The 23,507-nt window shown below is 54.3% G+C and carries 19 protein-coding genes and 1 pseudogene; 9 read left to right on the forward strand and 11 right to left on the reverse strand.

Features of this window, described 5'->3' with window-relative positions:
* Positions 1 to 234: a hypothetical protein gene (locus ACT3TR_RS06740; RefSeq protein ID WP_192535752.1), complete on the reverse strand. Its 234-nt coding sequence runs from the start codon at positions 232 to 234 to the stop codon at positions 1 to 3.
* A 181-nt stretch (positions 235 to 415) separates the two neighbouring features.
* Here ACT3TR_RS06740 and ACT3TR_RS06745 point away from each other — a divergent pair, with 181 nt between their 5' ends.
* Positions 416 to 1,786 (forward strand): aminotransferase-like domain-containing protein, encoded by a 1,371-nt coding sequence (locus ACT3TR_RS06745; protein ID WP_444624904.1) that lies wholly within the window; start codon positions 416 to 418, stop codon positions 1,784 to 1,786.
* A gap of 163 nt (positions 1,787 to 1,949) precedes the next feature.
* On the opposite strand, the gene ACT3TR_RS06750 is transcribed toward ACT3TR_RS06745, so the two are convergent.
* The 6 genes and pseudogenes from ACT3TR_RS06750 to ACT3TR_RS06775 form a co-directional block, all read right to left on the reverse strand.
* Positions 1,950 to 3,398, reverse strand: coding sequence for an alkaline phosphatase family protein (locus ACT3TR_RS06750; protein ID WP_444625062.1), 1,449 nt, complete (start codon positions 3,396 to 3,398; stop codon positions 1,950 to 1,952).
* A 237-nt stretch (positions 3,399 to 3,635) separates the two neighbouring features.
* Positions 3,636 to 3,776 (reverse strand): annotated as a pseudogene (locus tag ACT3TR_RS06755) (hypothetical protein); the annotation flags it as partial.
* A 22-nt stretch (positions 3,777 to 3,798) separates the two neighbouring features.
* Complete coding sequence (locus tag ACT3TR_RS06760) at positions 3,799 to 4,947, reverse strand: mandelate racemase/muconate lactonizing enzyme family protein (RefSeq protein WP_192535755.1); 1,149 nt, start codon at positions 4,945 to 4,947, stop codon at positions 3,799 to 3,801.
* Between the two features lie 219 nt (positions 4,948 to 5,166).
* Positions 5,167 to 6,666, reverse strand: coding sequence for a tripartite tricarboxylate transporter permease (locus ACT3TR_RS06765; protein ID WP_192535756.1), 1,500 nt, complete (start codon positions 6,664 to 6,666; stop codon positions 5,167 to 5,169).
* Position 6,667: 1 nt separating this feature from the next.
* Positions 6,668 to 7,105 (reverse strand): tripartite tricarboxylate transporter TctB family protein, encoded by a 438-nt coding sequence (locus ACT3TR_RS06770; RefSeq protein ID WP_444624903.1) that lies wholly within the window; start codon positions 7,103 to 7,105, stop codon positions 6,668 to 6,670.
* 33 nt (positions 7,106 to 7,138) lie between these two features.
* The gene (locus ACT3TR_RS06775) at positions 7,139 to 8,065 is read right to left on the reverse strand and encodes a Bug family tripartite tricarboxylate transporter substrate binding protein (RefSeq protein WP_192535758.1); all 927 of its coding nucleotides are present in this window, start codon (positions 8,063 to 8,065) and stop codon (positions 7,139 to 7,141) included.
* A gap of 346 nt (positions 8,066 to 8,411) precedes the next feature.
* Between ACT3TR_RS06775 and ACT3TR_RS06780 the strand changes: the two genes are divergently transcribed.
* Positions 8,412 to 9,398, forward strand: coding sequence for a LacI family DNA-binding transcriptional regulator (locus ACT3TR_RS06780; RefSeq protein ID WP_192535759.1), 987 nt, complete (start codon positions 8,412 to 8,414; stop codon positions 9,396 to 9,398).
* Between the two features lie 36 nt (positions 9,399 to 9,434).
* Here ACT3TR_RS06780 and ACT3TR_RS06785 read toward each other — a convergent pair whose 3' ends face one another.
* Positions 9,435 to 10,142, reverse strand: a complete 708-nt coding sequence (locus ACT3TR_RS06785) for a GntR family transcriptional regulator (RefSeq protein ID WP_441685670.1) — start codon at positions 10,140 to 10,142, stop codon at positions 9,435 to 9,437.
* Between the two features lie 245 nt (positions 10,143 to 10,387).
* Between ACT3TR_RS06785 and ACT3TR_RS06790 the strand changes: the two genes are divergently transcribed.
* The 6 genes from ACT3TR_RS06790 to otnC all read left to right on the forward strand — a co-directional run bounded on the left by ACT3TR_RS06790 (position 10,388) and on the right by otnC (position 16,924).
* Positions 10,388 to 11,812: a flagellar biosynthesis protein FlgA gene (locus ACT3TR_RS06790; RefSeq protein WP_444624902.1), complete on the forward strand. Its 1,425-nt coding sequence runs from the start codon at positions 10,388 to 10,390 to the stop codon at positions 11,810 to 11,812.
* 51 nt (positions 11,813 to 11,863) lie between these two features.
* Complete coding sequence (locus ACT3TR_RS06795) at positions 11,864 to 12,844, forward strand: Bug family tripartite tricarboxylate transporter substrate binding protein (RefSeq protein ID WP_441685666.1); 981 nt, start codon at positions 11,864 to 11,866, stop codon at positions 12,842 to 12,844.
* Positions 12,845 to 12,951: 107 nt separating this feature from the next.
* A complete protein-coding gene (locus ACT3TR_RS06800) occupies positions 12,952 to 13,425 on the forward strand; it encodes a tripartite tricarboxylate transporter TctB family protein (protein WP_444624901.1) in 474 nt (157 codons plus the stop codon).
* 55 nt (positions 13,426 to 13,480) lie between these two features.
* The gene (locus ACT3TR_RS06805) at positions 13,481 to 14,971 is read left to right on the forward strand and encodes a tripartite tricarboxylate transporter permease (RefSeq protein WP_444624900.1); all 1,491 of its coding nucleotides are present in this window, start codon (positions 13,481 to 13,483) and stop codon (positions 14,969 to 14,971) included.
* 22 nt (positions 14,972 to 14,993) lie between these two features.
* Positions 14,994 to 16,280 (forward strand): 3-oxo-tetronate kinase, encoded by a 1,287-nt coding sequence (otnK, locus tag ACT3TR_RS06810; RefSeq protein WP_444624899.1) that lies wholly within the window; start codon positions 14,994 to 14,996, stop codon positions 16,278 to 16,280.
* Positions 16,277 to 16,924: a 3-oxo-tetronate 4-phosphate decarboxylase gene (gene otnC / locus ACT3TR_RS06815; protein ID WP_444624898.1), complete on the forward strand. Its 648-nt coding sequence runs from the start codon at positions 16,277 to 16,279 to the stop codon at positions 16,922 to 16,924. Before otnK ends, otnC begins: the two co-directional genes overlap by 4 nt.
* Before the next feature lie 85 nt (positions 16,925 to 17,009).
* Here otnC and ACT3TR_RS06820 read toward each other — a convergent pair whose 3' ends face one another.
* Positions 17,010 to 17,939, reverse strand: coding sequence for a LysR family transcriptional regulator (locus ACT3TR_RS06820; protein ID WP_441685399.1), 930 nt, complete (start codon positions 17,937 to 17,939; stop codon positions 17,010 to 17,012).
* Positions 17,940 to 18,019: 80 nt separating this feature from the next.
* On the opposite strand from ACT3TR_RS06820, the gene ACT3TR_RS06825 reads away from it, so the two are divergent.
* Complete coding sequence (locus ACT3TR_RS06825; protein WP_441685397.1) at positions 18,020 to 18,997, forward strand: alpha/beta hydrolase; 978 nt, start codon at positions 18,020 to 18,022, stop codon at positions 18,995 to 18,997.
* A 125-nt stretch (positions 18,998 to 19,122) separates the two neighbouring features.
* Here the strand turns inward: ACT3TR_RS06825 and ACT3TR_RS06830 are convergent, their stop codons facing one another.
* Together ACT3TR_RS06830 and ACT3TR_RS06835 are read right to left on the reverse strand one after the other, a co-directional pair.
* Positions 19,123 to 19,332, reverse strand: a complete 210-nt coding sequence (locus tag ACT3TR_RS06830; protein WP_444624897.1) for a hypothetical protein — start codon at positions 19,330 to 19,332, stop codon at positions 19,123 to 19,125.
* 220 nt (positions 19,333 to 19,552) lie between these two features.
* Positions 19,553 to 23,365 carry a hypothetical protein gene (locus tag ACT3TR_RS06835; RefSeq protein ID WP_444624896.1) on the reverse strand — a complete coding sequence of 1,271 codons (3,813 nt, stop codon included), beginning with the start codon at positions 23,363 to 23,365 and terminating at the stop codon, positions 19,553 to 19,555.
* Between the last annotated feature and the right edge of the window lie 142 nt (positions 23,366 to 23,507).

Consider the following 23,507-nt stretch of genomic DNA (forward strand, 5'->3'; position numbering starts at 1 on the left):
TCACGCCTCCTTTTCAATATCGAGACGGCGCTTAGGGCGTAAAACAATGGCGTTAATAGCAAAGCCTAAGAGAGCTCCACATAAGCCAACGATTAGGGGCATCGGCGCTGGCCACGGCGTATAAATAAAACCGCCTAGTGTCAGCGGGGTAGAAATAGCTAATGCAATGATCAGGTCTTTTCCCGTCACCGTATCATCCCAAACGGTTAAGTAAGAGGTTTCTTTATGAGGCATGCAGGTACTCCAAAGACATCATTATTGGTTTTTTTATGCCCAGGTTGGCGGCCTATAGCTTGTGTAAATATAGGCCGCTGAGTAAGGTACACTTATACGAATTGTATGAAGTACTGTACCCATCAAACAATAGATACAGTTTAACCTTCATTCACAGTTCAGCCTTCTTTGAGTGCCATCGATGTCCAAATCTCGCCAGGTAGCCACCGCCCTGCTAAAAGCCATCGATGATGGCCGTCTCTCACCGGGTACGCGAGTGGCCTCCATTAGAGAAGCTGCCCAACAGTTTGGCGTCTCGAAAAACACCGTCATTGATGCTTACGACCAGTTAGTCGCGCTCGGCCATCTGTATGCACGCCAAGGCGCGGGCTTTTTCGTATCACGCCCGCTACCGTCTGCAATGGAAGAGACAACGGCCGACCTCTCAGAAGCGGTCGACAGCGTGTCACTACTACGCGAACAGTTAGTGGGCAACTTTGAGGTGCGCGCGGGTGATGGCAGGGCTCCAGCTAGCTGGATGGGAGGTACGGAACTAACGCGCCTGATCAGGCGCAACGCCGGTCTCAATGGCATTAACGATATTGAATACGGTGTACCTCAAGGCTATTCCCCTTTGCGTGAGACCTTAGCTATGGCAATGGCTGGACGTTCGATTCACGCCTCTCACGATCAGGTCATGATGACCTTTGGTGCTAACCACGCCTTCGATCTCATTATTCGTCACTTCGTGGCTGCTGGCGAAAGCGTTCTGGTTGAAACGCCCGGCTATTACCCACTTTTTGGGAAACTTCGCCTAGCTAAAGCAAAACTTGTTGGCGTCCCACGTACAGCGCATGGACCTGATTTAGAGGAGTTTGAGAGAAAGGTAAAACACTATAGGCCACGGCTTTTTTTCTTGCAGCCCAACGCGCATAACCCCACTGGCAGTACTATGTCACTCAACAACATGCATCGGTTATTGAAGCTCGCTGATCACTATGGTGTAACGCTAGTGGAAGATGATGTATTCGCAGACATTCTTCCCAAAGGTAGCGCTCACCTCGCGGCTCTTGATGGGTTAGAAAGAGTTATTTATGTAGGTACATTTTCTAAAACGCTTTCCACAGGCTTACGCTGTGGCTACGTGGCAGGCAGTCGCTCAATCGTTAGAGCATTAGTCGATATTAAGATGCTCACTGTTGTGAACACCTCGACGTTCAATGAAATGGTTATACATGATCTGCTAATCAGAGGTCGCTATCGACGCCACCTTGCACAACTTCGCGAGCGGGTTGCCAAAGCCAGCGCGACTGCTTTGCGTGCTTTACAGCAAATAGGGGTCGACGATGTGAGTGGCCCAGGCGGGGGTTACTATTTATGGGCCAAACTGCCAACACATATCAATACAACGGAGTTGGCTAAAAAAGCGTCAGAGAAAGGTATCTTTATTGCACCTGGCGCCATTTTCTCACTACGCCCAGACAGTACCGATGCCAATTCCATGCGCATTAATATTGCCCACGCCAACGATCACCGTTTTTTGGACTTTATTCACACTGCTGTTAATCGCTAGCTACGGATATTCTCTACGTGAGAGACAATACTTCTCCGTTTGGGTATTTCATCCATGTGCTGCCTAGATAGCCAAGGCCATTCAGCTTTTTAAAACAGCACCTTATGATCATCGTAAAAACATGGCATTAACTACTCTCTCAGAGTTCTTCTGCATCGCACGTTTAGGTAAGCTCAGTCGTGCCGTATCTAATATCTTCGCTTACGCTTAATAACGCCTCTAGCGGCTTTCCATCCAGCGAGTCGGTGGAAAGCCTCAGCAGATGGGCGAAGGTAGCTCCCGCACTATCCATACGCTGGATACCTCGGGTGGTATTGAACGCAAGCTCGACCCCCGAGCGAACGCCGGCGCCATGGAAAATTGCCAGGCCATGGTTGGAGGCGAACGCGGTACTTGCCGTGGGTACCTGGGGGCCGTGGTTGGCACCGGGTGTCGAGAGTTCAGCGACGGTGTCACCGCGTTGATTGGTGCCCCAGACAAAACCCGGCGCGTAGGCGAACAGTACGTCACCCATGTTGTCGCCCCAGTAGCCCAGCACGCTGGCGTCCTGTTTCTTGACCGCCAGCGCTACCACGTTGCGCTCGCCCGTGTCGGTGTCAACATACCAGGTGGTCAACGCCTTGAGAATTTGCGTCTGTACACGGGGAATTTCATCACCGGCAACGAGATCACGATTGACGAAAATCTCCAGACCGCCACGCTCATCCTTGAGAAACGCTTGGCTGCGCGCCGAGTTGGGTCGGCCCTGATCGTCGCTTGCGCACAGGCCGAACTCGGCCAATCGCCTGTGAATATCACACAGATGACTGTTGGGTACATCCCCATGGTCGGAGGCCAATACGACGACGGTGTCTTCATCCCGCCCCGCCAACGCCCGGCCCACAGCATCATCGAGAATTCGATAGGACTCACGGATGACGTCCAGATAGCGGGAGTGATCATCCTGCTGATAAAACTTCGATTCGGGATCGCACTGCGCTAGACAGGTGTGATGGGTTTCATCGTTGAGACGAAAGACCGTGGCGAATAGCTGAAAGCCTTCGTTGTTGAGTAGCGTCAGGGCGCTGTCGACCAGCCATTCGAGCTGATAGCGCCCTTCCTCGAAACTGGTCTCGAAATAGTGGCTATCGGGGTCGGCGGAGACCGTCCATTTGGAAATAAAGGGGCCATGACGTTCGATTAATCGCTGGGCGATCTCGGGCTGCCCACTCTCCGCGGCTGGTGCGGTCACCTGTGACTGGAGCAGATCCAGCTTGCCGTTCGTCGGATCAAAAGCGAGTAACTTGAAGCGTACCTGTGCGGCCTTGCCATCGATGTTTACCGCCATCCAGTCGCTCCATTCCTCAACTCCCAGATTGGCTTCGCTCAGGCCCGACTCTCCCGTGCCCAACGTTAGGTCCACGCGATCACCTTTCGGGCTCAGCTCAACAGGAATCGGCTCGCCTTTATGCACAGGGATGGAGGCCAGATATCCATCGCCTCGGCGTTCGATGCCAAAACGATTATGCTTCTGATGATGCGCCAGCGTGCCGGTCGGTGGCCACCCCAGCGCTTCGCTCTGGGGTGTGGTTTGCCACTGATCGAGATGAGTGCTGTGAAGGCAACCTGGCACGAGCTCCATGGGTGCCGGGCCGCTGCCGCTCCAGAACGGCGCGAAGCAGAGATCATCCGCGCCAGCCGGCTTGAGGCTCTCGGGAAAATGAACCAGCGCGGCACGTTGCCCGGCCTCCTGCATAAGCTCCAGCAGATGCCGGGTACCACTGGGCGATTGGCGCTGGCCAACCCAACTGGTGCCCGGCGCCTGGCCGGTCAGAAAGCTGACGAAGTTGGTATCACCCCAGGTCGAGATGTACGGCAGCAGGCGAGTGCTACCGCCTGTTTCGCGCAGACGCTGGATGTTCGGCAGCACGCCCTCGGCGCAGAAACGCTCGACGAGCTCGGGGATCAGTCCGTCGACACCCAGCAGCAAGATCTTGGAGTTCTGACTCATGACATTCTCCTGTGAGCGCAGATTATTGGATTCTGTAGCGATCGATTATCGCCCGATCAATTTCAATACCCAGGCCAGGCTTGTCGAGCACGTCGACACAGCCGTTGGCATTGAGCTGGAACTCGCCGCCGATCAGTTCCTGACGGAACGGATGCGCCGATTGGTCATATTCGAGCATTGGCTCGTCCGGGGTCAGCGAGAGCGGCTGCGGCGGCAGGCTGGCGATAAACTGAACCGCAGCGGCAAGGCCAACGCCTGATCCCCATACATGGGGAACCAACGGTACATGCCAGGCCTGCGCCATGGCGGCGATTTTCTGGCACTCGGTGAGCCCGCCGGCAGCGCCGAGATCCGGCTGGATTACGTCCAGCAGCCCCTCGCTGATCAAGTCGCGATAGCCGATCTTGGAATACTCGTTTTCACCGGCGGCAATCCAGGTGCGAGAAATCCCCTTGAGCTCACGATAGCCATGACGGTTTTCCGGGCTCAGCGGCTCCTCGAACAGATGCACGCGAGTCTCTTCCAGTTCCATCAGAATGCGCCTCGCCGCTGGCACGCTATAGGCGCAGTTGGCATCCATCATCAGCGCCACGTCATCGCCTACCGCTTCACGCACCGCGCGCATATCGCGGATATCCGCATCAATGCCGAAACCGGTTTTGAGCTTCATCGCCCGATAACCGTTGGCCTGATGGCGCAGCGCCTCTTCGACCACTTCCTCGGGATATTTTCCGCCCTCACGGCGATAGAACCCCGTCGCGTAGGGGCGAATCTCCTTGCGAAATGCACCGCCCATCAGGCGATGAATGGGCTGGTTCAGCGCCTTGCCGGTCAAATCCCAAAGCGCGATATCGATCGCCGCAATACCGAACAATGCCGCGCCCTTCTGCCCGAAGGGCCGGGTCTGGTTGTACATCGTCTCCCACAATACTTCACGGTCGAAGACCGAGCGCCCGATCACCAGCGGTTTGAGCGCATGCTCAACCATCGCCTGGGCAACCTGCGGCGGCTGAAGACCGTGATTGACGCACTCTCCCCAGCCCACCAGGCCATCTTCGGTGTGAATTTCCACCAGCATGGCGGTGCGTTGATGCACCCACCCCTGGGAGAATGAGAACGGCTGCTCCAACGGCGCGGCCAGCACATGGGTCTTGATGTCGGTAATAATCATGATGAATCGCTCCAACGGGGAGTCGGGGTTCAGGCACCGACTTTACTAACGGACAACCGGAACCGTTGCACGCTTGCAGCGAGCGGTGCGGTTAAGAAGAAAAATGAGAGCTGTATGAGCATGGCTTTCCCTTTTGCGGCTTGAAAACTCGCATGGTGTTGTCGTTAAGGCTGCTTGGGCACCCTGCCCGGTTAGCAGCTCTAGCGTCTGGGAGCATCCTCAAGCTTTGCCACGTCGCTCTTTTCCACGCCATTCGGCAAAAGCAGACCACAGCGTCCAAATCACGAACAGCGCGATCAGCACGAATAGTCCGGTGGCGATGGTGCTATGCGTGAAAAAGGCGAAGAAGTCACCGCGCGAAATCAGCAGACCCCGGCGCAGAGAACTTTCGAGCTGCGGCCCCAGCACCATGCCGATTACCAGCGGGGCCAGCGGATAGCCGCCGCGACGTAGGGCGTAGGCGAGAATGCCGGTCACTGCCATGACGATCAGATCCAGCGGATTGCCGCGCACCGAGACGGCACCAATGAAGCTGAACATCACGATGCCGCCCATGATGTAACCCGCCGGCAGCTTGAACAGATAGCGGAACAGACCAACCGAAGGTTTGCTCAGAATCAGCATGGCCACGTTGACCAGGATCAGCACCACAAACAGCGCGTAAACGGTCTGTGCCTGATCGGTCATTAACCGCACGCCTGGCGTGATGCCGTGGATCACCATCGCACCCATCATCATCGCCGTGACCACATCGCCAGGAATGCCAAGCGCCAGCGTGGGAATGAACGAACTGCCGGTCACCGCGTTATTGGAAGACTCCGAGGCAATGATGCCATCCGGCTCCCCCTTGCCCAGATTGGCCCGACGTGGAGAGAGCTTTTGAGCGGCGGCATAGCTGATGAAGGCCGCAGCGGCGGCGCCAGTCCCAGGTAAGGCACCGATGAAGCTGCCAATGAACGAGCCACGCAACAGCTCGACCAGGCGGTGTACGATTTGAGGCAGCGTGGGGAATCGCAGTTTGGCTTCGGGTATTTGGGCGGCTTCGTCGTCGCGATCGGCAAAGCGTATGAACACTTCCGACAGCGCAAAGACACCGACCACCACGGGAATCAGCGTTAGCCCGGAGCTGAGCGCGTATTGGCCAAAGGTGAAGCGGTCGACCCCGGTAATCGGATCGCTGCCGACCATGGAGAAGAAAAAACCCATCATCCCGCAGAGCAGGCCCTTGAGCGTGCTGCCCTTTGAAACACCGACGATGCATAGCATGGCCAGACACACCAGCGCGAACACCTCGATGGAGCCGAAGTTGACCGCGAATTTGGCCAGCTGCGGCGCGCAAAAGATCAACAGCACGCAGGAGAGCACGCCGCCGAAGAACGATGCGAACGTCGCCCAGCCCAGCGCCTCGTCGACGCGACCCTGCTGGGTCATCGGGTAGCCATCGAAGGTGGTCGCCGCCGACTGTGGCGTGCCCGGCGTATTGATCAAGATCGCGGTAATCGACCCACCGTAGACCGAGCCACAGTAGACACCGATCAGCAACGCCATGCTGGTGATGACGTCCATGCCGAAAGTGAACGGCAAAAAGATCGTCAGCCCGACCACGGAGCCCAGACCGGGCAAACCACCAATGATGATGCCCGCCCAGGTGCCGATCACAATGGCCAGCAGCGCTTGCCAGGTAAAGGCATCGCCCATGGCCGCCAGAATCATATCCATCTCAAATTGCCCCGCTAGTCAACATGGCCGGAAGCCGGATCAGCAGTACGTGGTGGAACAAAAACCACAACCCACCGGCGATCACCAATGTGCCCAATACCAGCGGTAAGGGCCGGCGGATGCGAAACAGCCATAGCGTCAAAGCGACCACAGGCAACGCCGAAATCACAAAACCCAGCCATGCCGTGGCGATGGCCGACGTCAGGACGGCGGCCATCAATAGCAGCAACGGCGAAAATGTCATTGTTTCTACCGACAGCTGGCTTACGACCTCCCCGATTAATACGAATAGCGCCACCGTGCACCACAGCGCCAGCACGATCCGCGGCATCAGCATGGCATCCGCCGGCCCCTGCCAAGCACTGATCGACAGCGCACAGCCGGCTATCAGCAGCACCAGTGCGATCAGCACACGGGGTTGAAACAACGTTGCAGGCATAGAGTGCTCCTTGAAATGGATCGGCTATCGAGATCACTGAACCAGTCCGGCATCCTCGAGAACCTGTTTGTTGGCCTCAAAGCGTTGCTGCACGAAAGCTTTGAACTCGTCTGGCCCGAGATAAGCGATGCCGGCCTTGGCCCGATCGGCAAAGGTCATGAAGTGCTCGGACTCCAGTGTCGCCTTGCAAGCATCGGCATACTGTTGGGCTCGCTCATCGGAAATGCCCTTCGGCGCCACGATGCCCTGCCAGACAGCAAAGTCCATCTCCGGCAGGCCAAGCTCGGCCATGGTTGGCACGTCTGGATACCCTTCAACTCGCTGTTCAGCGAATACCGCTAGCGGTCGCAGATCGTAGCTCTCGAGAATGGTCTCGGTATCGGCAATGACTTGAATTTCGTTGCCCGCCAGCGCGTTCATCGCCGGCCCGGAGCCACTGTAAGGCACGTGCTCCGCTTGCAGATCGCTATTGACGACCAGTGCCGCCATGGCCAGGTGCGGCAGCGTGCCGGGACCGGATGAACCATACAGGAAGGGATATTCCTGGGAACCCTCGACCAGCTGTTCGAAAGACTCGACGTCCGACGATGGCGAAACCATCAGGAACATCGGGTTGGAAACGGTGCGGCAGATGTAAGTGAAGTCATCCGGCCCGTAGGGCAGCACTTTCATCGACGGCTGAATCGACAGCGCGCCGGCTGGCTCATAGCCGATGATATTGGGATTGCCTTCGCTATTAGCCACTTCGGCAGTTCCCACCGTAGCGCTGGCTCCTGCCACGTTGCGCACGACAGAGGTCACACCCAGCTGCTGGGAAAATATTGGCTCGAAGCTACGTGCCACGATGTCGGTGGCACCGCCGGCGGCGAATGGAACAATTATATCTAATGTTTGGGCTTGAACGGTTTGAGAGGCTCCAACGAACATCAGCAGAGTCAAAGAATGGCGTATGGATTTCATTTTTTCTCCTTTTCGTATCGCTACGAAATTGTATTTTTTTCTGGAGCATCAACTATTTTAAAGTCTAGGATTAAATATTTGTTATTAACTCGCTATAATCGTAGCGCTACGATTCAAATCCTAACGCTACAGTGAGAAGAGTCAATACTATTCGACCAATTCTTTAGTCGAACAGCTAGCCAACTTTGGACAACCACAGGTCAGCGTTAATACTGCTATTGATACGTTCTCTTTGGTGTGAGGTACCATGCGAGGGCTGGCAAAACGAATTCAATGAGCTGTTTTACAAAGAAAACGGGAAGAGAGGATAGTGAGAAAGCGCAGACAAATTTCACAACGAGCCACTATGAGTGAGGTCGCCCAGCTTGCGGACGTCTCACCAAGTACTGTATCTCTCTACTTGCGTCGCCCCGACGAGGTCTCTACTCGCAGGGGCGAGCGTATTCAGTCGGCAATCGATAAGTTAGGCTACCTCCCCAATACCATGGCTGGCGGCCTAGCTTCGTCGCGCTCTAATATCATCGGGGTGATCGTTCCCACGATCACCTTCTCATTTTTTTCAGAAACCCTTGAGACGCTTGAAAAGAGCCTACGCGCTGCAGGTTATCAGCTGTTGATAGGCAATACGGAATTCGACGCCTCACGAGAAGAAGAACTGATTCGCTCGATCCTAAGCTGGAACCCCTCCGGACTTGTATTGACGGGGTTCTCGCATAGCCGAAAATCGGTTTCGCTGCTCACCAAAAGCGATATTTCAATCGTTGAAATGTGGGACTACGGCCAAGAAGGGTTGGACATGGTCGTGGGCTTTTCACATCGTACCTGCGGCCGTCTAGTGGCAGAGCACCTCATACGTAACGGCTACCAAAACATGGCTTTTTTAAGCACTAATTTTCATCGCGACATTCGCGCAAATGAACGCTATCTCGGTTTTCGAGACGCTGTCGTTGCTTCTGGCGGTTCCGTGGAGCTTCGCGAACTTGTCGGGCGAAGTAATACAGCAGAGGCAGGCAAGCTGCTGAGGATCCTGATCAATGAACACCCTGAAACCCAAGCTTTGTTCTGCTCTAATGATATGGTCGCGCTTGGTGCAATGCTTGAATGCCAGCGGCAAGGCTGGTCAATACCCGAGCGGCTAGCGATCGTAGGTTTTGGCAACCAAGATTTCACTGGCAGCACTCTCCCACCAATGACGACGGTGGAGCCTCCCCGGCAGGAGATTGGTAATCATACCGCGCGACTGTTACTTACAAGACTTAGGGGAAACGACTCCACTAATACGGAAACAAGAATAGATCTAGGTGTAAGGCTCATCGTTAGAGAGAGCTCTTGAGCTTTCATATTTTTCTTAGCCTGTCTTTTTTGGCATCTAGATCAGTGGCAAAACTTCTCCGTTCGCGTATTTCATCCATGTTTTTGCTAAGTGTTGACGCAGTACCTGCCCCACCTTCACGGCATCCCGCGCCTCTAGTGCCGACATAATCGCTTCATGCTCTTCCATCGCTTTCGCCCACTTTTCTTTTTTATCGTTGGAAAGGTAGCGCACTCGGTAGAGCTGGCGGCTAAGCGTGCCGTGCATATCGATCAGCGTTGCGTTATTCGACAAAGACACAATTCTGTTGTGTATCTCCTGATTGAGTCGAAAATAGTTTTGCTGATCACGCCGTAAAAAGGCTGCTTTCATCTCAAAGTGCAGCGCCTGCAGTTCGGCCAAATCGTCATCGGTGGCGGAAACACAGGCAAGCTCTGCCGCCGCTTGCTCAAGCACACTCAATACATAAAGCTTTTCCTGCATGTCGGCGGGACTGACCTCCGCGACGACCGCACCTCGATTAGGTGAGATCACCACCAGCCCTTCTGCCGCCAGGATTTTTAACGCCTCCCGCAGTGGCGTGCGCGAAACTTGAAGCTCAACTGCCAATGTTCGTTCGGGCAAACGCTGCCCTGGCTGAAAATGATCCATGACGATATGTTCGCGCAAGTAGTGCGCGACTTTTTCGACAAGACCTGGCGAGTGCGGCTGGGCTGTTTCCTGCATGGGCGTATTCACGTAGTAAGCAATCGCCAAGAATGGCATACCAAAATATTCCTTACAAATTAAATGGCGTTATTAGCCATTTTTTTAATTCATAAATATCAAACAGATAAATATAACAAGACGCATTACAAGACCAAAGTATAAGCGCCCACCAATTGACCTCCAAAATGGTATACCACTACATTCCACACACATAAGTATCGCGTTACTGGTCGCGATAGCACGTTTACACAAGCACGCGTCCGCCATAGCAGACCGTTCGGCAAAGGGAATACCCGCACCTTATGAACTACTTACAACATTTTCAAACAGACAAGGTAGTGGAGGCCTGCATTGCGGGTGCAGGCGACTTTGGCCGAGGAGTGCTGCGTCAGGCACGTCAGATGAAGGGACTGTCGGCGCGTATTGCTATCGACATTAATCCTGAAAAAGCCGCGGAGGCCTTGCTTCATGCGGGAATTTCGAATGAAAAAATAATGGTATGCCATTCTGAGCAAGACGCTCAGCTCGCATGGGAAAAGGGTTATTTTATCGCAGCGGCCTCTTTTGACGCCGTTAAAGAGCTGCCTTTCGATATTTTAGTCGAGTCAACCGGTATTCCCGATGTGGGTGCACGCTTTGCAGAAGCCGCCCTGCTCGCCGGAAAGCATGTCGGCATCGCGACCAAAGAGACTGAGTCAGTCGTGGGGCCCTACTTAACACGCTTAGCCTATCAACAAGGCCGTTTGTTCACGCCGTTAGACGGTGACCAGCCTAGCCTGCTCATTGGCTTACTAACGTGGGCCGACACGCTTGGCTTTGAAATTATTGCTGCCGGCAAAAGCAGCGAATATGACTTCATTTGGGATGAAGCCAGTGGCACCGTCACCTGTAACGGCACGCCGTTTTCAGCCCCAGACTTGCATGAGCTGTGGGAGCTACCGGCAGGCCGTGAGCGCGAGGTAGTGGCGGCACGGGGCAAAATGCTGGCCGCAATACCGCAAATTTCAGTCCCCGACCTATGTGAAATGGTCAACGTTGCCAATGCCACAGGGCTAAGCCCGGACCGGCCTGAGTTTCACGCAATGGTGCTTCGCACCTCGGAAGTACCCTCGCTGTTGGATTTACAGGCTCAGGGCGGGGTCTTGGAAGGGCTACAACGCCTAGAAGTATTTAACTGCCTGCGGCGCCCCGATGAGCTGAGTTTTGCGGGCGGTGTATTTGTAGTCGTGCGCTGCGAAGACCCGCACGTGTGGACTCTTTTGCGTGATAAGGGTCATGTGCTCAGCAGCAACGGCAACAGCGCCATGATTTATCTGCCTCGTCATTTGCTGGGCCTTGAAGCACCGATTTCTTTATTAGACGTGGTCATTAATGGGCTTACTTCCGGCGGCGGGCATGCCACAACGCCGAAGTTTGATCTAACGGCGCGGGCAACGCAGCCTATTCAAGCAGGCCAATCTCTCGAGATGCGCGGCCACCATCGGCACATAGAAGGGCTGCGTCCTGAAATTCATCCTGCGGCATCGCTGTCCTCAGCCGCTAAAGTACCGTTTTATCTACTGCCCGGGGCGCAAGTTATTCGCGATATTGCCTCAAATCAACCGATTACCCTAGCAGACGTGACGCTACCCGCCTCAACGTTAAAGCAACTGCGCGAAAAGCAAGATCTGATGTTTCAGCAGGACACATCAGCATCCAGCGCCTCTGTCGTTAGCACGCTCGACTAACCTTCCCTCACGGGACTAAAAAAGCAATAAAAAACATACTGGAGACACACCATGTTTACCAAGCTCTCGCTCACTAAGCACACGCTAAAAATGGCTACTCTCGGCGCAACTCTGGTTAGCTGCGCTACCACGGTCAGCGCTGACGACGCCGCAGACTACCCCACCAAGCCTATCCAGTTTTTGGTAGCGGCAGGTGCCGGCGGCGGCACGGACAACTTTGCTCGCGTGGTCCGCCCCATGTTTGAAGAAGCCCTCGACGGTGCGCGCATTACGGTGATTAACCTTCCCGCCGCCTCCGGTGCGCTGGCCCACCAGCGTACTGCCAACGGCGCGCCAGACGGGCATACCCTGGACTTCGCTTCCACGACACTGGTCACATCACTGGCGGCAGGGCAAAACCCCATCGGGCTTGATCAACTGACTCCCGTGGCGCGCCTGCAGTCAGATGTGATGGCGCTGTTCGTTAATCCCGAGCGCTACCCGGATTTTGAATCGTTCCTGGCGTATGCGAAGGAAAACCCCGGCAAAGTGACCGTGGGTGGCACACACACGGCAAGCCCTGATCACGTTGCGTTTCTTGCCCTACGCGATGCCTCCGGCCTGGACATGAACTTCATTCCTTACGACAGCACCGGCAATGCCACGGCCAACGTTCTAGGCAATAATATTGATGCCACAACCACCTCGCTGAGCCCACTGCTGAGCTATATGGAAGCGGGTCAAATGATGCCGATTCTAGTGTTTAGCGATGAGCGTCTGTCTGACTATCCGGATGTGCCGACGACCGTAGAGCACGAGTGGGATCTAACCGATGGCAACGATCGGGCAATTTTTGTTCACGCGGATACGCCAGAACCGATTCTTCAGCGCCTGGAAGAGACGTTTAAAAGTGTTTACGACTCTGAAGAGTACCAATCTTACGCCGAGCGTGTGAATTTGGACTATCGCGATGGTTGGATGGGCAGCGATGAGTACCGCCAGCGTCTTGAACGTAACTACGAGCTCTACTCACGGTTACTGAGCAACGACTGAATAGAGCAAGGTGAAGGCAGGCGAATCACTCGCCTGCCTTCCAACACTCACTGACACAGTCGGGCGCTTAGCATGCCCGTCACGTCATTGTCCCTTCGGGGTTTATCATGCACGCCAGGATTACCGTTTTTGCCTCCGCTGTAGTGCTTCTCGCACTGGTCAGCTTAGCGCCTACCCTTCAGTTCCCCAGCTCCGCTGAGGTTTCTACCTTTATTGGCCCGCGCGTATGGCCTCTCTCGCTGTTAATTGCGCTGCTTGGATTGGGTGGCGCGCTGCTCTTCATAACGTGGCGGGATCAACGCAATGGAACGGCCGCTGAGGATGAGCAGGAGATAACCTTGACGCCTCAAAGCAGAAACTTAACGCTTGCTTCCACCCGTCACTGGTGGCTGATCGCGACGACCATCGTCTACACATGGCTCATCGGTGTCGTTGGTTTTCTCATCGCTAGTATTGCGTTCACGTTGGTATGCACGCTGCTACTCGGGGCACGCTCCTGGCGCACAGTGCTGATCACCATCGTTATCGCCACGCTGCTGATGCAGGGCGTTTTCGTCATGCTGCTTGGCATCCCTTTATGACACACCCCATTCGCATGCCGGTAACGTCTATCGCTGCCTGAGCTAGGAGTTAATGATGCTAGAAAATTTTCTAGGCGGGCTGGCCGTGGTGATGCAGCCACTCAACCTGCTATTACTGACGTCTGCCGTATTTATCGGCTTTATCGGCGGTGCCCTGCCCGGTATCAGCGGCGTTATCCTGGTGGTTATCCTGCTACCCGTCACTTACGGTATGGAACCGACGACCGCGTTTATGGTGCTCACCGCCATCTACGGCGCAACGGTATTCTCCGGGCTCATTACCGCCATTCTTTACCGCGCCCCCGGCACGCCTGAAGCGGTCATGACGGCCTTTGACGGCTATCCGATGACACAACAAGGCCAAGCAGGCAAAGCGCTTGGTATTGGCGTACTTAGCTCTGCCATTGGTGGCTTAGTGGGCACTATTGCGCTCATTATCTTTACCCCTATGCTGGCGAAGCTGGCGCTAAAATTTTCCTCGCCGGAGTATTTTGCCCTGGCGGTATTAGGCCTAACGGTGGTGGCCTCCTTGGGTGGCCGGCTTATCTACGGCTTGATTGGCGCCACGTTGGGGCTGTTTATCGCCACGGTGGGTATCGACCCGCTGACCGGCACTAGCCGCTATACGTTTGATAATCTCAACTTGATGGAAGGAGTGGGCCTCATTCCTATGATCGTGGGCCTCTTCGCTGTTTCTGAGGTCATGAAGCGCTCTCTGGATCAAGATACTCATCAGTCGCTGACAAAGGTTAAAGTCAAAATCTTTGACCTGCCTATCCTGCGCCAGATCGGCACCACGCTAACGCGCTCGTCTATTATTGGCGTGATCATCGGCATTCTGCCCGGCATTGGGGCCAGCACGGCGGCAATGGTGAGCTACAGCGAAACGGTGCGCTGGTCTAAACACCCAGAAAAATTTGGCAAAGGCGCGCCCGAAGGCATTGCCGCGCCAGAATCGGCCAATAACGCTGCTGCCATGGGCGCCTTAGTACCGCTGTTTGCTTTGGGCATTCCCGGCAGTGGCACAACGGCAGTGATCTTGGGTGCGTTTATCATGCACGGCCTTCAGCCTGGCCCTATGTTTATGATGACGCACAGTAGCCTGATCTATGCCGTCTTTGCAGGCCTGTTTATCGTCAACTTTATGATCCTGCTATTTTCCAAGCCATTTATCATTCTGTTCACTAAACTGTTGAACGTGCCCTACTCCGCGCTCGGTCCGATTATCATCATGTGCTGTATTGTGGGCACCTATTCAGTGCGCAACTCGATGTTTGATGTTTGGCTGATGCTCGGTTTTGGCGTGATGGGCTATCTGCTTGAGAAACTCAAATTCCCCCTGGTATCTATCATTTTGGGCTTAGTGCTGGGGCCGATAGCAGAAAGCGAACTACGCCGAGCGCTATCAATGTCACAGGGCGATATTGCAATCTTCTTTTCTCGCCCGATCAGTGCCACCCTACTGGCTATCGCGGCGCTGTTGCTTGCGGTGACAATCATCACCCCATTAATTAAGCGCGCGCGCATGAAAGCCGCCACGCCCTGAACCCTGACGACGGAAGCGACGTATGACAATCGTATTAGGCGCCATTGCAGACGACTTCACCGGGGCTACCGACCTCGCCAATAATCTAGTGCGCGGCGGCATGCGCTGTCTGCAGGTGATCGGCGTACCGCAGCAAGCGCTCGACCTTGCCAACGTCGATGCCGTGGTGGTGGCGCTGAAATCGCGTTCCTGCCCGCCAGACGAGGCCGTCGCCGACTCACTGGCGGCCCTCACCTGGCTACGTGAGCAGGGCGCCAAGCAGCTGTTCTTTAAGTACTGTTCAACGTTTGACTCCACCGACCAGGGCAATATCGGCCCGGTGGCCGATGCGCTGCTAGACGCCTTAGGGGCGTCTCAGACCGTCATGGTGCCGGCGTTTCCGGTTAACGGCCGCACGGTCTATCAAGGGCACCTGTTTGTAGGCGATCGCTTGCTCAACGATAGCGGGATGCAGCATCACCCGCTAACACCGATGCAAGATGCTGATTTAGTACGTGTGCTCGCTCGCCAGACAGCACATCCGGTGGGTTTAACCAACCGCGCAGTGCTAGCCAAAGGAGCTGACGCAACGCGTGATCATTTATCCGCCCTCGCGGAGCAAGGCATTCGTCATGTGATCTGCGACTCGTTAGACGAGCAGGATCTCAGCGTGCTGTCAGAAGCCACCGTATCGCTACCGTTAGTCACCGGTGGCTCTGGGCTAGGACAAGCATTACCGGCTCAGTACCGCGCCCAAGGCTGGCTAGATACGATTACCGAACCGGGCCGTTTACAGCCGTCCTCAGGCAGCTCATTAGTGCTCTCGGGCAGCTGCTCACGCGCAACTCTGGCCCAAGTAGCGAATTTCCTGGAACGCCAACCTGAGGGCGGCTTTGCGCTTGACCCGCTATCGTTGGCTGAGGGGGACAAACAGTGGGAGCAGGCGCTGGCTTTCGCCTTTGAGCGTTTGGAGCAAAATGCCCCTGCGCTGATTTACGCCTCGGCAGACCCTGATAAGGTTAACGCCGCTCAGCGAGCCTTGGGCATCGAACGTGCTGGGCAACTAGTGGAGAAGGCGCTGAGCCAGCTAGCCGTCACACTCGTCAACGAAGGCGTTGGGCGGTTGCTGGTCGCGGGCGGCGAAACCTCGGGCGCGGTGGTCTCTGCACTGGGTATCACGACGCTGCGCATCGGTGAACAGATCGATCCTGGCGTGCCATGGACCCAGGCGCCTTGGCCCGGCCGCGAGGGACCGCTCTCGCTGGCGCTTAAGTCAGGTAACTTTGGCGGAGTGGACTTTTTCACCCGGGCGTTCGAGGTGCTGGCATGAGCACACACGATCAGAACACTCAGCGAGAACAGATCAGCACGCTGGGTAAATCACTGTTTGATCGTGGTCTGACCATGGGGTCCAGCGGCAATATCAGCGTACGGCTAGCCGATGGCGGCTGGCTAATGACGCCCACTAATGCCTGTTTGGGGCGATTGGATCCGGCGCGAATTTCTCACTTGGACCAACACGGCCAGTTACTCAGCGGCGACACGCCCACTAAAGAGCAGTTTCTGCACATGGCGATGTATGCAGAGCGCCCGCAGTCCGGTGCGATTGTACATCTGCACTCCACCCATTCGGTGGCGGTCTCGTGCCTGCCGGAAGTGAATCCGTGTGACTGCATTCCACCTCTCACCGCCTACTACGTTATGCGCGTGGGCAAGCTACCGCTGGTGCCTTACCACATCCCCGGCGACCCCAAGCTGGGCGATGCCGTGCGTGGTCTAGCGGGCAAACACAGCGCAGTGCTGCTCGCCAACCACGGCCCGGTAGTGGCCGGCAAGAATCTGGAAGCGGCAGTCTACGCCACGGAAGAGTTAGAAGAGACTGCCAAGCTTTTCTTGCTACTTCGCGGTGAAAATCCACGGGGATTAACGCCGAAGCAAGTCGCTGAGCTGGAAGCTCGCTTTCCAAGAGACTAAATCGGCACCTTATCGATCGAGACCACCTCGTGTAGCCCCATAAACGAGCGAATCTGGCGCACGCCGGGCAGCGTACGACCTCAACCTATTCCACCCGTGCAACGAGCGCTGGGTGCTGGCGGATCATATCAATCAGCGCACGCAGGCCGGCCGAGATATGGCGATGCCCCGGGTAGTAGAGACGCAAGCCCGGAATGGACGGGCACCATTCGTCCAACACACGTTCGAGTCGGCCCTCGCGCAGAGCCTCAACCACCAGGTGGTCAGGCACGAAGGCAATTCCAATACCATCGATTGCTGCGTCAACCATCAGCTGCTGGTCTGTCAGCGTCAAAGGCCCCGTCACATTGATAGCCTCGGTCGTGCCGCCGTGCTCGAACTCCCAACGGTAGATCGCACCGCCTTCAAAGCGGAAACGGATGCAATCGTGGCGATACAGATCCTGCGGCACAACAGGACGGCCTCGAGCAGTGAAATAATCCGGTGATGCGACGGCGGCAAATCGCACTGTGTCCGTGAGAGAAATCGCGACCATGTCCAAGGGTACCGCTTCCGCCAAGCGAATACCGGCATCAAAGCCATTATCAATAATATCGCCCAGTCTCCCATCACTGACGATATCGAGATGCACCTGCGGGAAACTGCGTAAAAAGTGCGCCAACACTGGGCGTAAAACCATGCGAATTGCACCTTCACTGGCATTAATCCGCACGGTACCGCTAGGAGTATCTCGAAAGTCGTCGATCTCTTGCATAGCCTCTGTGATTGATGAGACCGCCGGTTGGAGTTTCGTGGCCAGCCGTTCCCCGGCATCCGTTAGGGAGACGCTGCGTGTTGTCCGGTTAAACAGCCTAACACCTAGCCGCCGCTCAAGCGTCTTCACCGAATGGCTGGTCGCCGAGGGTGTCACATCCAGCGCTAGGGCAGCCGCACGGAAACTGCGATGAGTCGCTACAGCAAGGAATACGGTGAGCGCAAACAGATCAGCGCCCTTCAATTGATGAGTATCTTTCATTGCGGTATCAAACATTGGCGAGATTGTAGAGACAATGAGCATCCCATAGACTTGGGAAGTCGACAACTTGGAGTGATTTTATGTCTATCCACGGCAACTATGCCCCCGAAAAAGTAACCTTTTCTTCGCACGGTGACGATGTGGTTGGCGTCCTCTATAGCCCCAAAGGCGACGGCCCGTTTCCCACGGTCGTAGTGCTCGGACCGTACTCCTTCCAGAAAGAGCAAGCCCCGACCCAGTACGCCACTCGGCTAGCCGACGAAGGATTCATGGCACTCGCTTTCGACCCGCGCACTGTCGGTGAGAGCGGCGGCACTCCGCGCCGGCTCGAAAACCCAAAAATGAAGAACGAAGACGTCATATCAGCACTCGACTACATGCTAACGCGCCCTGACGTCGACCCAACACAAATTTTCTTGCTCGGCATCTGTCAAGGCGGCCCGGAAATGCTAGACATTGCCTCCTATGAAGAGCGGGTCAAGGCCGTTGCATCGGTAACCGGCTACTACCGTGATCGCGAAACCGATCTGTTCATGATCGCCGCTGGGGTCACCGAAAATCCGTTCGACACTGCAACTGCACCGACAACCGAACAGTTGGAAGTGCTGCTGGCAGCACGGCTAGAACGTGCACGCGATGCCAAAGCCCGTTTCGAGGCTACTGGCGAGGTCATATATCAACCACTCGTATCTCCCGATCTCGGTGACCCGGTGACTGGCTCGGAAGCGGGGTTGCCCGGCCCACTGGTCTGGAGTTGGTACGGACCCTGGACACTCAAGGGATGGGACAACCGCTACGCGATCATGAGCGACCTAGATCACTTCGATTACACCACCGTGCCCGGCGTGTCAAAGCTCAACAAACCGGCACTTGTCATACATTCTGACCTGTGCATGAACCCGGCGGCGGCGCGGCGGCACTTCGATTCGATTCCGACCCCGGACAAAAAACTAATCTGGGAAAACGACACCAATCATTTCCAGTACTACGAACAGCCGGACGTCGTCGATCGCACTGTCGGCCATGCCGCTGACTGGTTCCGCGAGCACATGGCCTAATGGTTAGGCGATCACTGCTGAGCCCTTCTCTACCAGCAGGACCAGCAGGTGCCTAGACAATCGTCTGTTGACCAACCATGATCCGACAGCAGAAGTCAAAACCTGGAAGCTCGCTTTCCAAGAGACTAAATCGGCACCTTATGGGTCGACACCACCTCGCGTAGCCCCATAAACGAGCGAATCTGGCGCACGCCGGGCAGGTAAAGCAACTGTTCGGCGTGCAGTCGGTTGAAGCTTTGGCTATCACGGGTACGCACTAACGTAGAGTAACTCCCCGTTTCCACACGACACTTCAAGAAGACCGCGAAGAACGTTGACGCTAAGCGGTTCAACACACCGCCCTATCGTTTCGCGCTGTCTTCTCGGGTAATCTAGGGGAAAGGTCACCCCGCTTGCGCCCGCCTTGCTGCTTGGCAGTGTTGCATTCCAATAGATGCTGATCCTGAAAAAGCAGCGTCGAAATTGAAAGTTGATTGGACCATGTGTCACTTAACTTTTGCGTAGAGTGTGAAGTGATACAACGTTCTAAGCACTAATGTTCAGCGCTACTCGCATTTATGCCATTCTGTCTTCTCGAAATTTATTCAGATCTTTACTGCTTATCTTGTCATCTTCATCGCCACCCTTATGATAGGTGTCAAGAACGTTGAACAAGCCTTCCTCTTCTTCAAGAAGCCAGCGAATAACGTCTTTATCCTTTTTCGACGTGTCTTCGCTATCTAGAAGTTTTTCCAAATCATTCCTGCTTACGACGTCATCCGACCCGTCCCACTTAGTCCATCGTTCACTGATATATTCTATGTTGTCAGCATTATCTTTGTAGAATTTATCGCCAAAGTTTTCTTCAACGTGCTCATCATACTTCTTGTCTATCCACGTATGGCGCCACTCGTTGAGATCTCTGCTGCTAATTTTATCATCTGAACCTTTATGGCTGCCGGCATTCCACCCTCGATTGCTTCCCCCTAACAGGCTGAAATAATCCAGCACTTCAAAAAAGCCATCATCCTTCAGCAGAAGGTTGATGGCCTCTTTTTCTTCTTTTGTCGTATCGTCACTTTCTAGGAGTTTTTCAAGATCTTTTCGGCTGACGATATCGTCTGAACCGTCCCAATCAGTCCATTTCCGGCTAATGAGTTCAATCTTGTCTCTGTGTTCGTCATAAAACTCTTCACCGTACTCGTGCATCACAAGGTCGTCAAAGCTATCTCGCAACCAACCCTCGCTAATTTCCCCATCGTCGGCCACTGTTTCGGTGAACTCCTCAAACACCTCGGGCTGCGCCTCCCAAGTGGGGGTGTCTTCTGGAAACCAGCTTTCATAGATCGCATCAAGTTTACCTTCATGGTAAACGGACTTACTGTACTCGGTGTGGATAGCAAAATTGAACTTATCGCCCCAGTCATCTTCGGTGACGCCGTCGCCCGACAAATCATTAAAGACATTTTCGATGTCTTTAGTGACACCCGCATTTTTCTTATCCGCAAGTGCCGACATTACACCAGATAAGATCGCCCCAATGAAGCCGAGTGCTGCCCCCGCAAGACCGGTTACAGCGGCTATCTTGGTAGCAATCTGTGGGCCAATGCCGAAGCCGGACGCGGCCGACGCTAACCCCATGGTGGTAGAGAAAGAGCCAGCTCCCACCTGCAGGCTCTTCTGTGCAAACTCGATGGGCTCGCCACCGTTGTTGGATAGTTTTTCCAGCCCTTTTGCACCTAATACGATATCAAGCACGCCCCCACCCGCATCCGCCATCCCGCCCAGAACATTCAGCGCGCCCCCCGCCCACTGGAACTTCTTGTTGGCATCAATATTATCTGGAATATTCGGCCCACGTATATCGTCGGCCACCTTGTTAATCCGCTCCCGAAGGTCATCTCCCTCTTCCTGGTGCTTGTCAGGGAGGCCGGAAATCGCCTTATCAATAGAATCGACCGAGTGGCTTTGATTTTTATTGACTTCTTCCCACACATCCTTGGTAGAGAATGACTCACCTAGATCCATTGTAGGTAGATGATCGGGAATGCTCGGTGGCGTAGGAGAAGACTTTGTGTCGAAGTGTTTATCCCAGACGCTTTCTTTGAGGCTCTTATCGAGCCCCAGGGCGTCAGCAAAGTCGGGTTGGCCGGATAGTAACTTATAGCTTTCACCGGTCAATCTGATCAACGAGGGAGTAACACCGACCAGCGAAAGGAAATTGCGCGCAACTTCTATGCGCTCATTTTCGGTTGCACCCAGGTTTAAACCGCCATCAGACATCTTATAGATGCCCGCCACCATAGAGGTCAGACCCGCTGCGGAGGCGAGAGCACCCGATTTAGTTAGTGTACCGAGGACACCGGCCACCCCTTTGCGGTCAGCCGTTGGCACATTGGCCTTGTCAATCGCGCGATCAATTTCATCGGCAGTGATTGACTTATATTCAATTTTTCCGTTTTTACTGGTGTCTAGAATTTCCCGGGACTGATCACCGAGCAGCTCAGTCAGCGCCTTATGAGAATTTTTGATCTCTGTCAGTTTTTCTCGCTCTTCCGGGCTAACGTCAACCTTCTCGCCATTGACAATTTTGTTGTATATATCGACGCCACGCTTGGTACCAAACAGTGAGGTGACCATGCCTTGCAACAAACTGGTAGCAACATCTCCAGAAGCGTTACCCAGGCTATCTTCACCCACGGCATCGGCGCCACCCTCAAAAATGTCGTTGAGCCCGCCGATCGCATCTTGGAATTTTAGCGTATTTTGTACTTCTTCGGCTCGATCCGGGCTGAGCATTTGAAGGCTCTGCATATCATTGGCGAAGCGGGTCGCAGCACCGTCGATATTACCGTCCTCTTTTAGCTCTTCAAGAGCCTTGATGTAGTCATCATCCAGCATGCTATCGGCAATTTTATCTTCCAGTTCATCCTTGTTTTTTATCTTATCAACGGCTTTTTCAAGAAAATCTTCACTATCGGCCATGATGTCTTCATCAGCCATCAGGTCAGATAACTCATTGCCTAACGCCTCTTCGTCAAGCATGCCTCGCGCATCGGCAGCTTTGAGCTCGGACATTTTCTCGGCATAATCAGTATCAGACCCATGCCGCCCAGGCCCTGTATTGTAAGGAAGGTATTGGAAATTGCCTTGCAACATGCCTTGGGCTTCCATTAAGCGAAGATACTTAGCCTCTTTGGAATCGTCGGGCGCATCCTTGTACGCTTCCTTCATGTACTCTTGATAAAGTTCGGCAACGGTTTTTCCATCTTCGGTCGTTTCCGCTTGCATTACATCGGTTTCATCTGAAGCAGGCAGATCTTTGTCTTTAAAAAGATCGTCGACGTCCCCTAGCTGCTGACTGGCCGCATCGGACGTAATCGTGTCAAATTGATGCGGCGTCTTAGATTCGAGAACAACGTACGTCTCGTCACCTTTAGTAACGAGCTTAATCCCCTCCACGGGATTGCCATTTTTATCCGTAACGCTGTCAACCTCATTATCACCACTGAGTACAGGCGAATCATCGCTGCCATAAAACAGCTTATAATCACCATCACCGATTTTTTCATCCACCTCGTCCCATGTCTCTTTCAGGTTTTTGATTTGGTCGTAAACCTTGGGCGTATACTCTTCAGAAACAGCGAAACGCTTTCCTTCGCTGTCTTTATAGATGAGTGTGCCACCCTCAGTCCACGCTGAGTCATCCAGCGTTATCTGGACGCCCGAATCCAAACCGAGACTGATATCATCCAGGTCTCCAAAGTCAGAATATGAAATATCGTTGAAACTTTTCGGAATGGGCACATCGGAATTGGGGGTTATAATCTCAAAGTCTTGATTGCTTTTGGTCGATAACCAATCTTTATCATCGTCCGGAATATCCGCATCCGCCCAGTCATTGTCTTTGCCCAGCCGGTCTGTGTCACCACCGTCCATGACCGACTTAACCTGTTCATAGAGTTCCGGTGTAATGTCTTTCTGCACTAAAAACTTATCGCCATTCTCGGTTCTGACCTCAAGCATATCAAACCAATAAGATAGGGTGACGCCTCCACCGCCGACATATTCTTGACTGACGTACTCAATTTTATCTTTGGACACAAGCTCGTCTTCGGTCACAAGCTCCGGCTTTCCATCCATGTACGGGGCATACTCGCTATCATCGCCGACCAATTCATCTAGCATCTCCTGCCCTTTGTCACTCACCTCACTCTCTGGTTCGCGACTGCCAAAGGAGACGTTGTTAAACGGCAAACGCGAGGCAGAGTCAGAGGGCTCTTTGGCCCCCTCTAAAAACTGTGAGAACTTGGGCCGATCGGACTTTTCGTCGCCGAGTGTATTAGAGAGCCGTTGCGAGTTGCTTGTGGATCCGATTGCAGTAGACATATTACATAGTCCTAAATTTTGTGAAGATGCAAAATCAGCTGTAGGCAACGCGACCTGCTAAATGACTCATGACAAAAACGCAACTAGCGCTCTGCTAAAAAGCTCAAAGCCGCTGTGGCTATGACCAATGGCCGCTTTTTCC

The organism is Halomonas sp. AOP12-B1-6, from assembly GCF_052379225.1.
Taxonomy (GTDB): Bacteria; Pseudomonadota; Gammaproteobacteria; order Pseudomonadales; family Halomonadaceae; genus Vreelandella; species Vreelandella casei.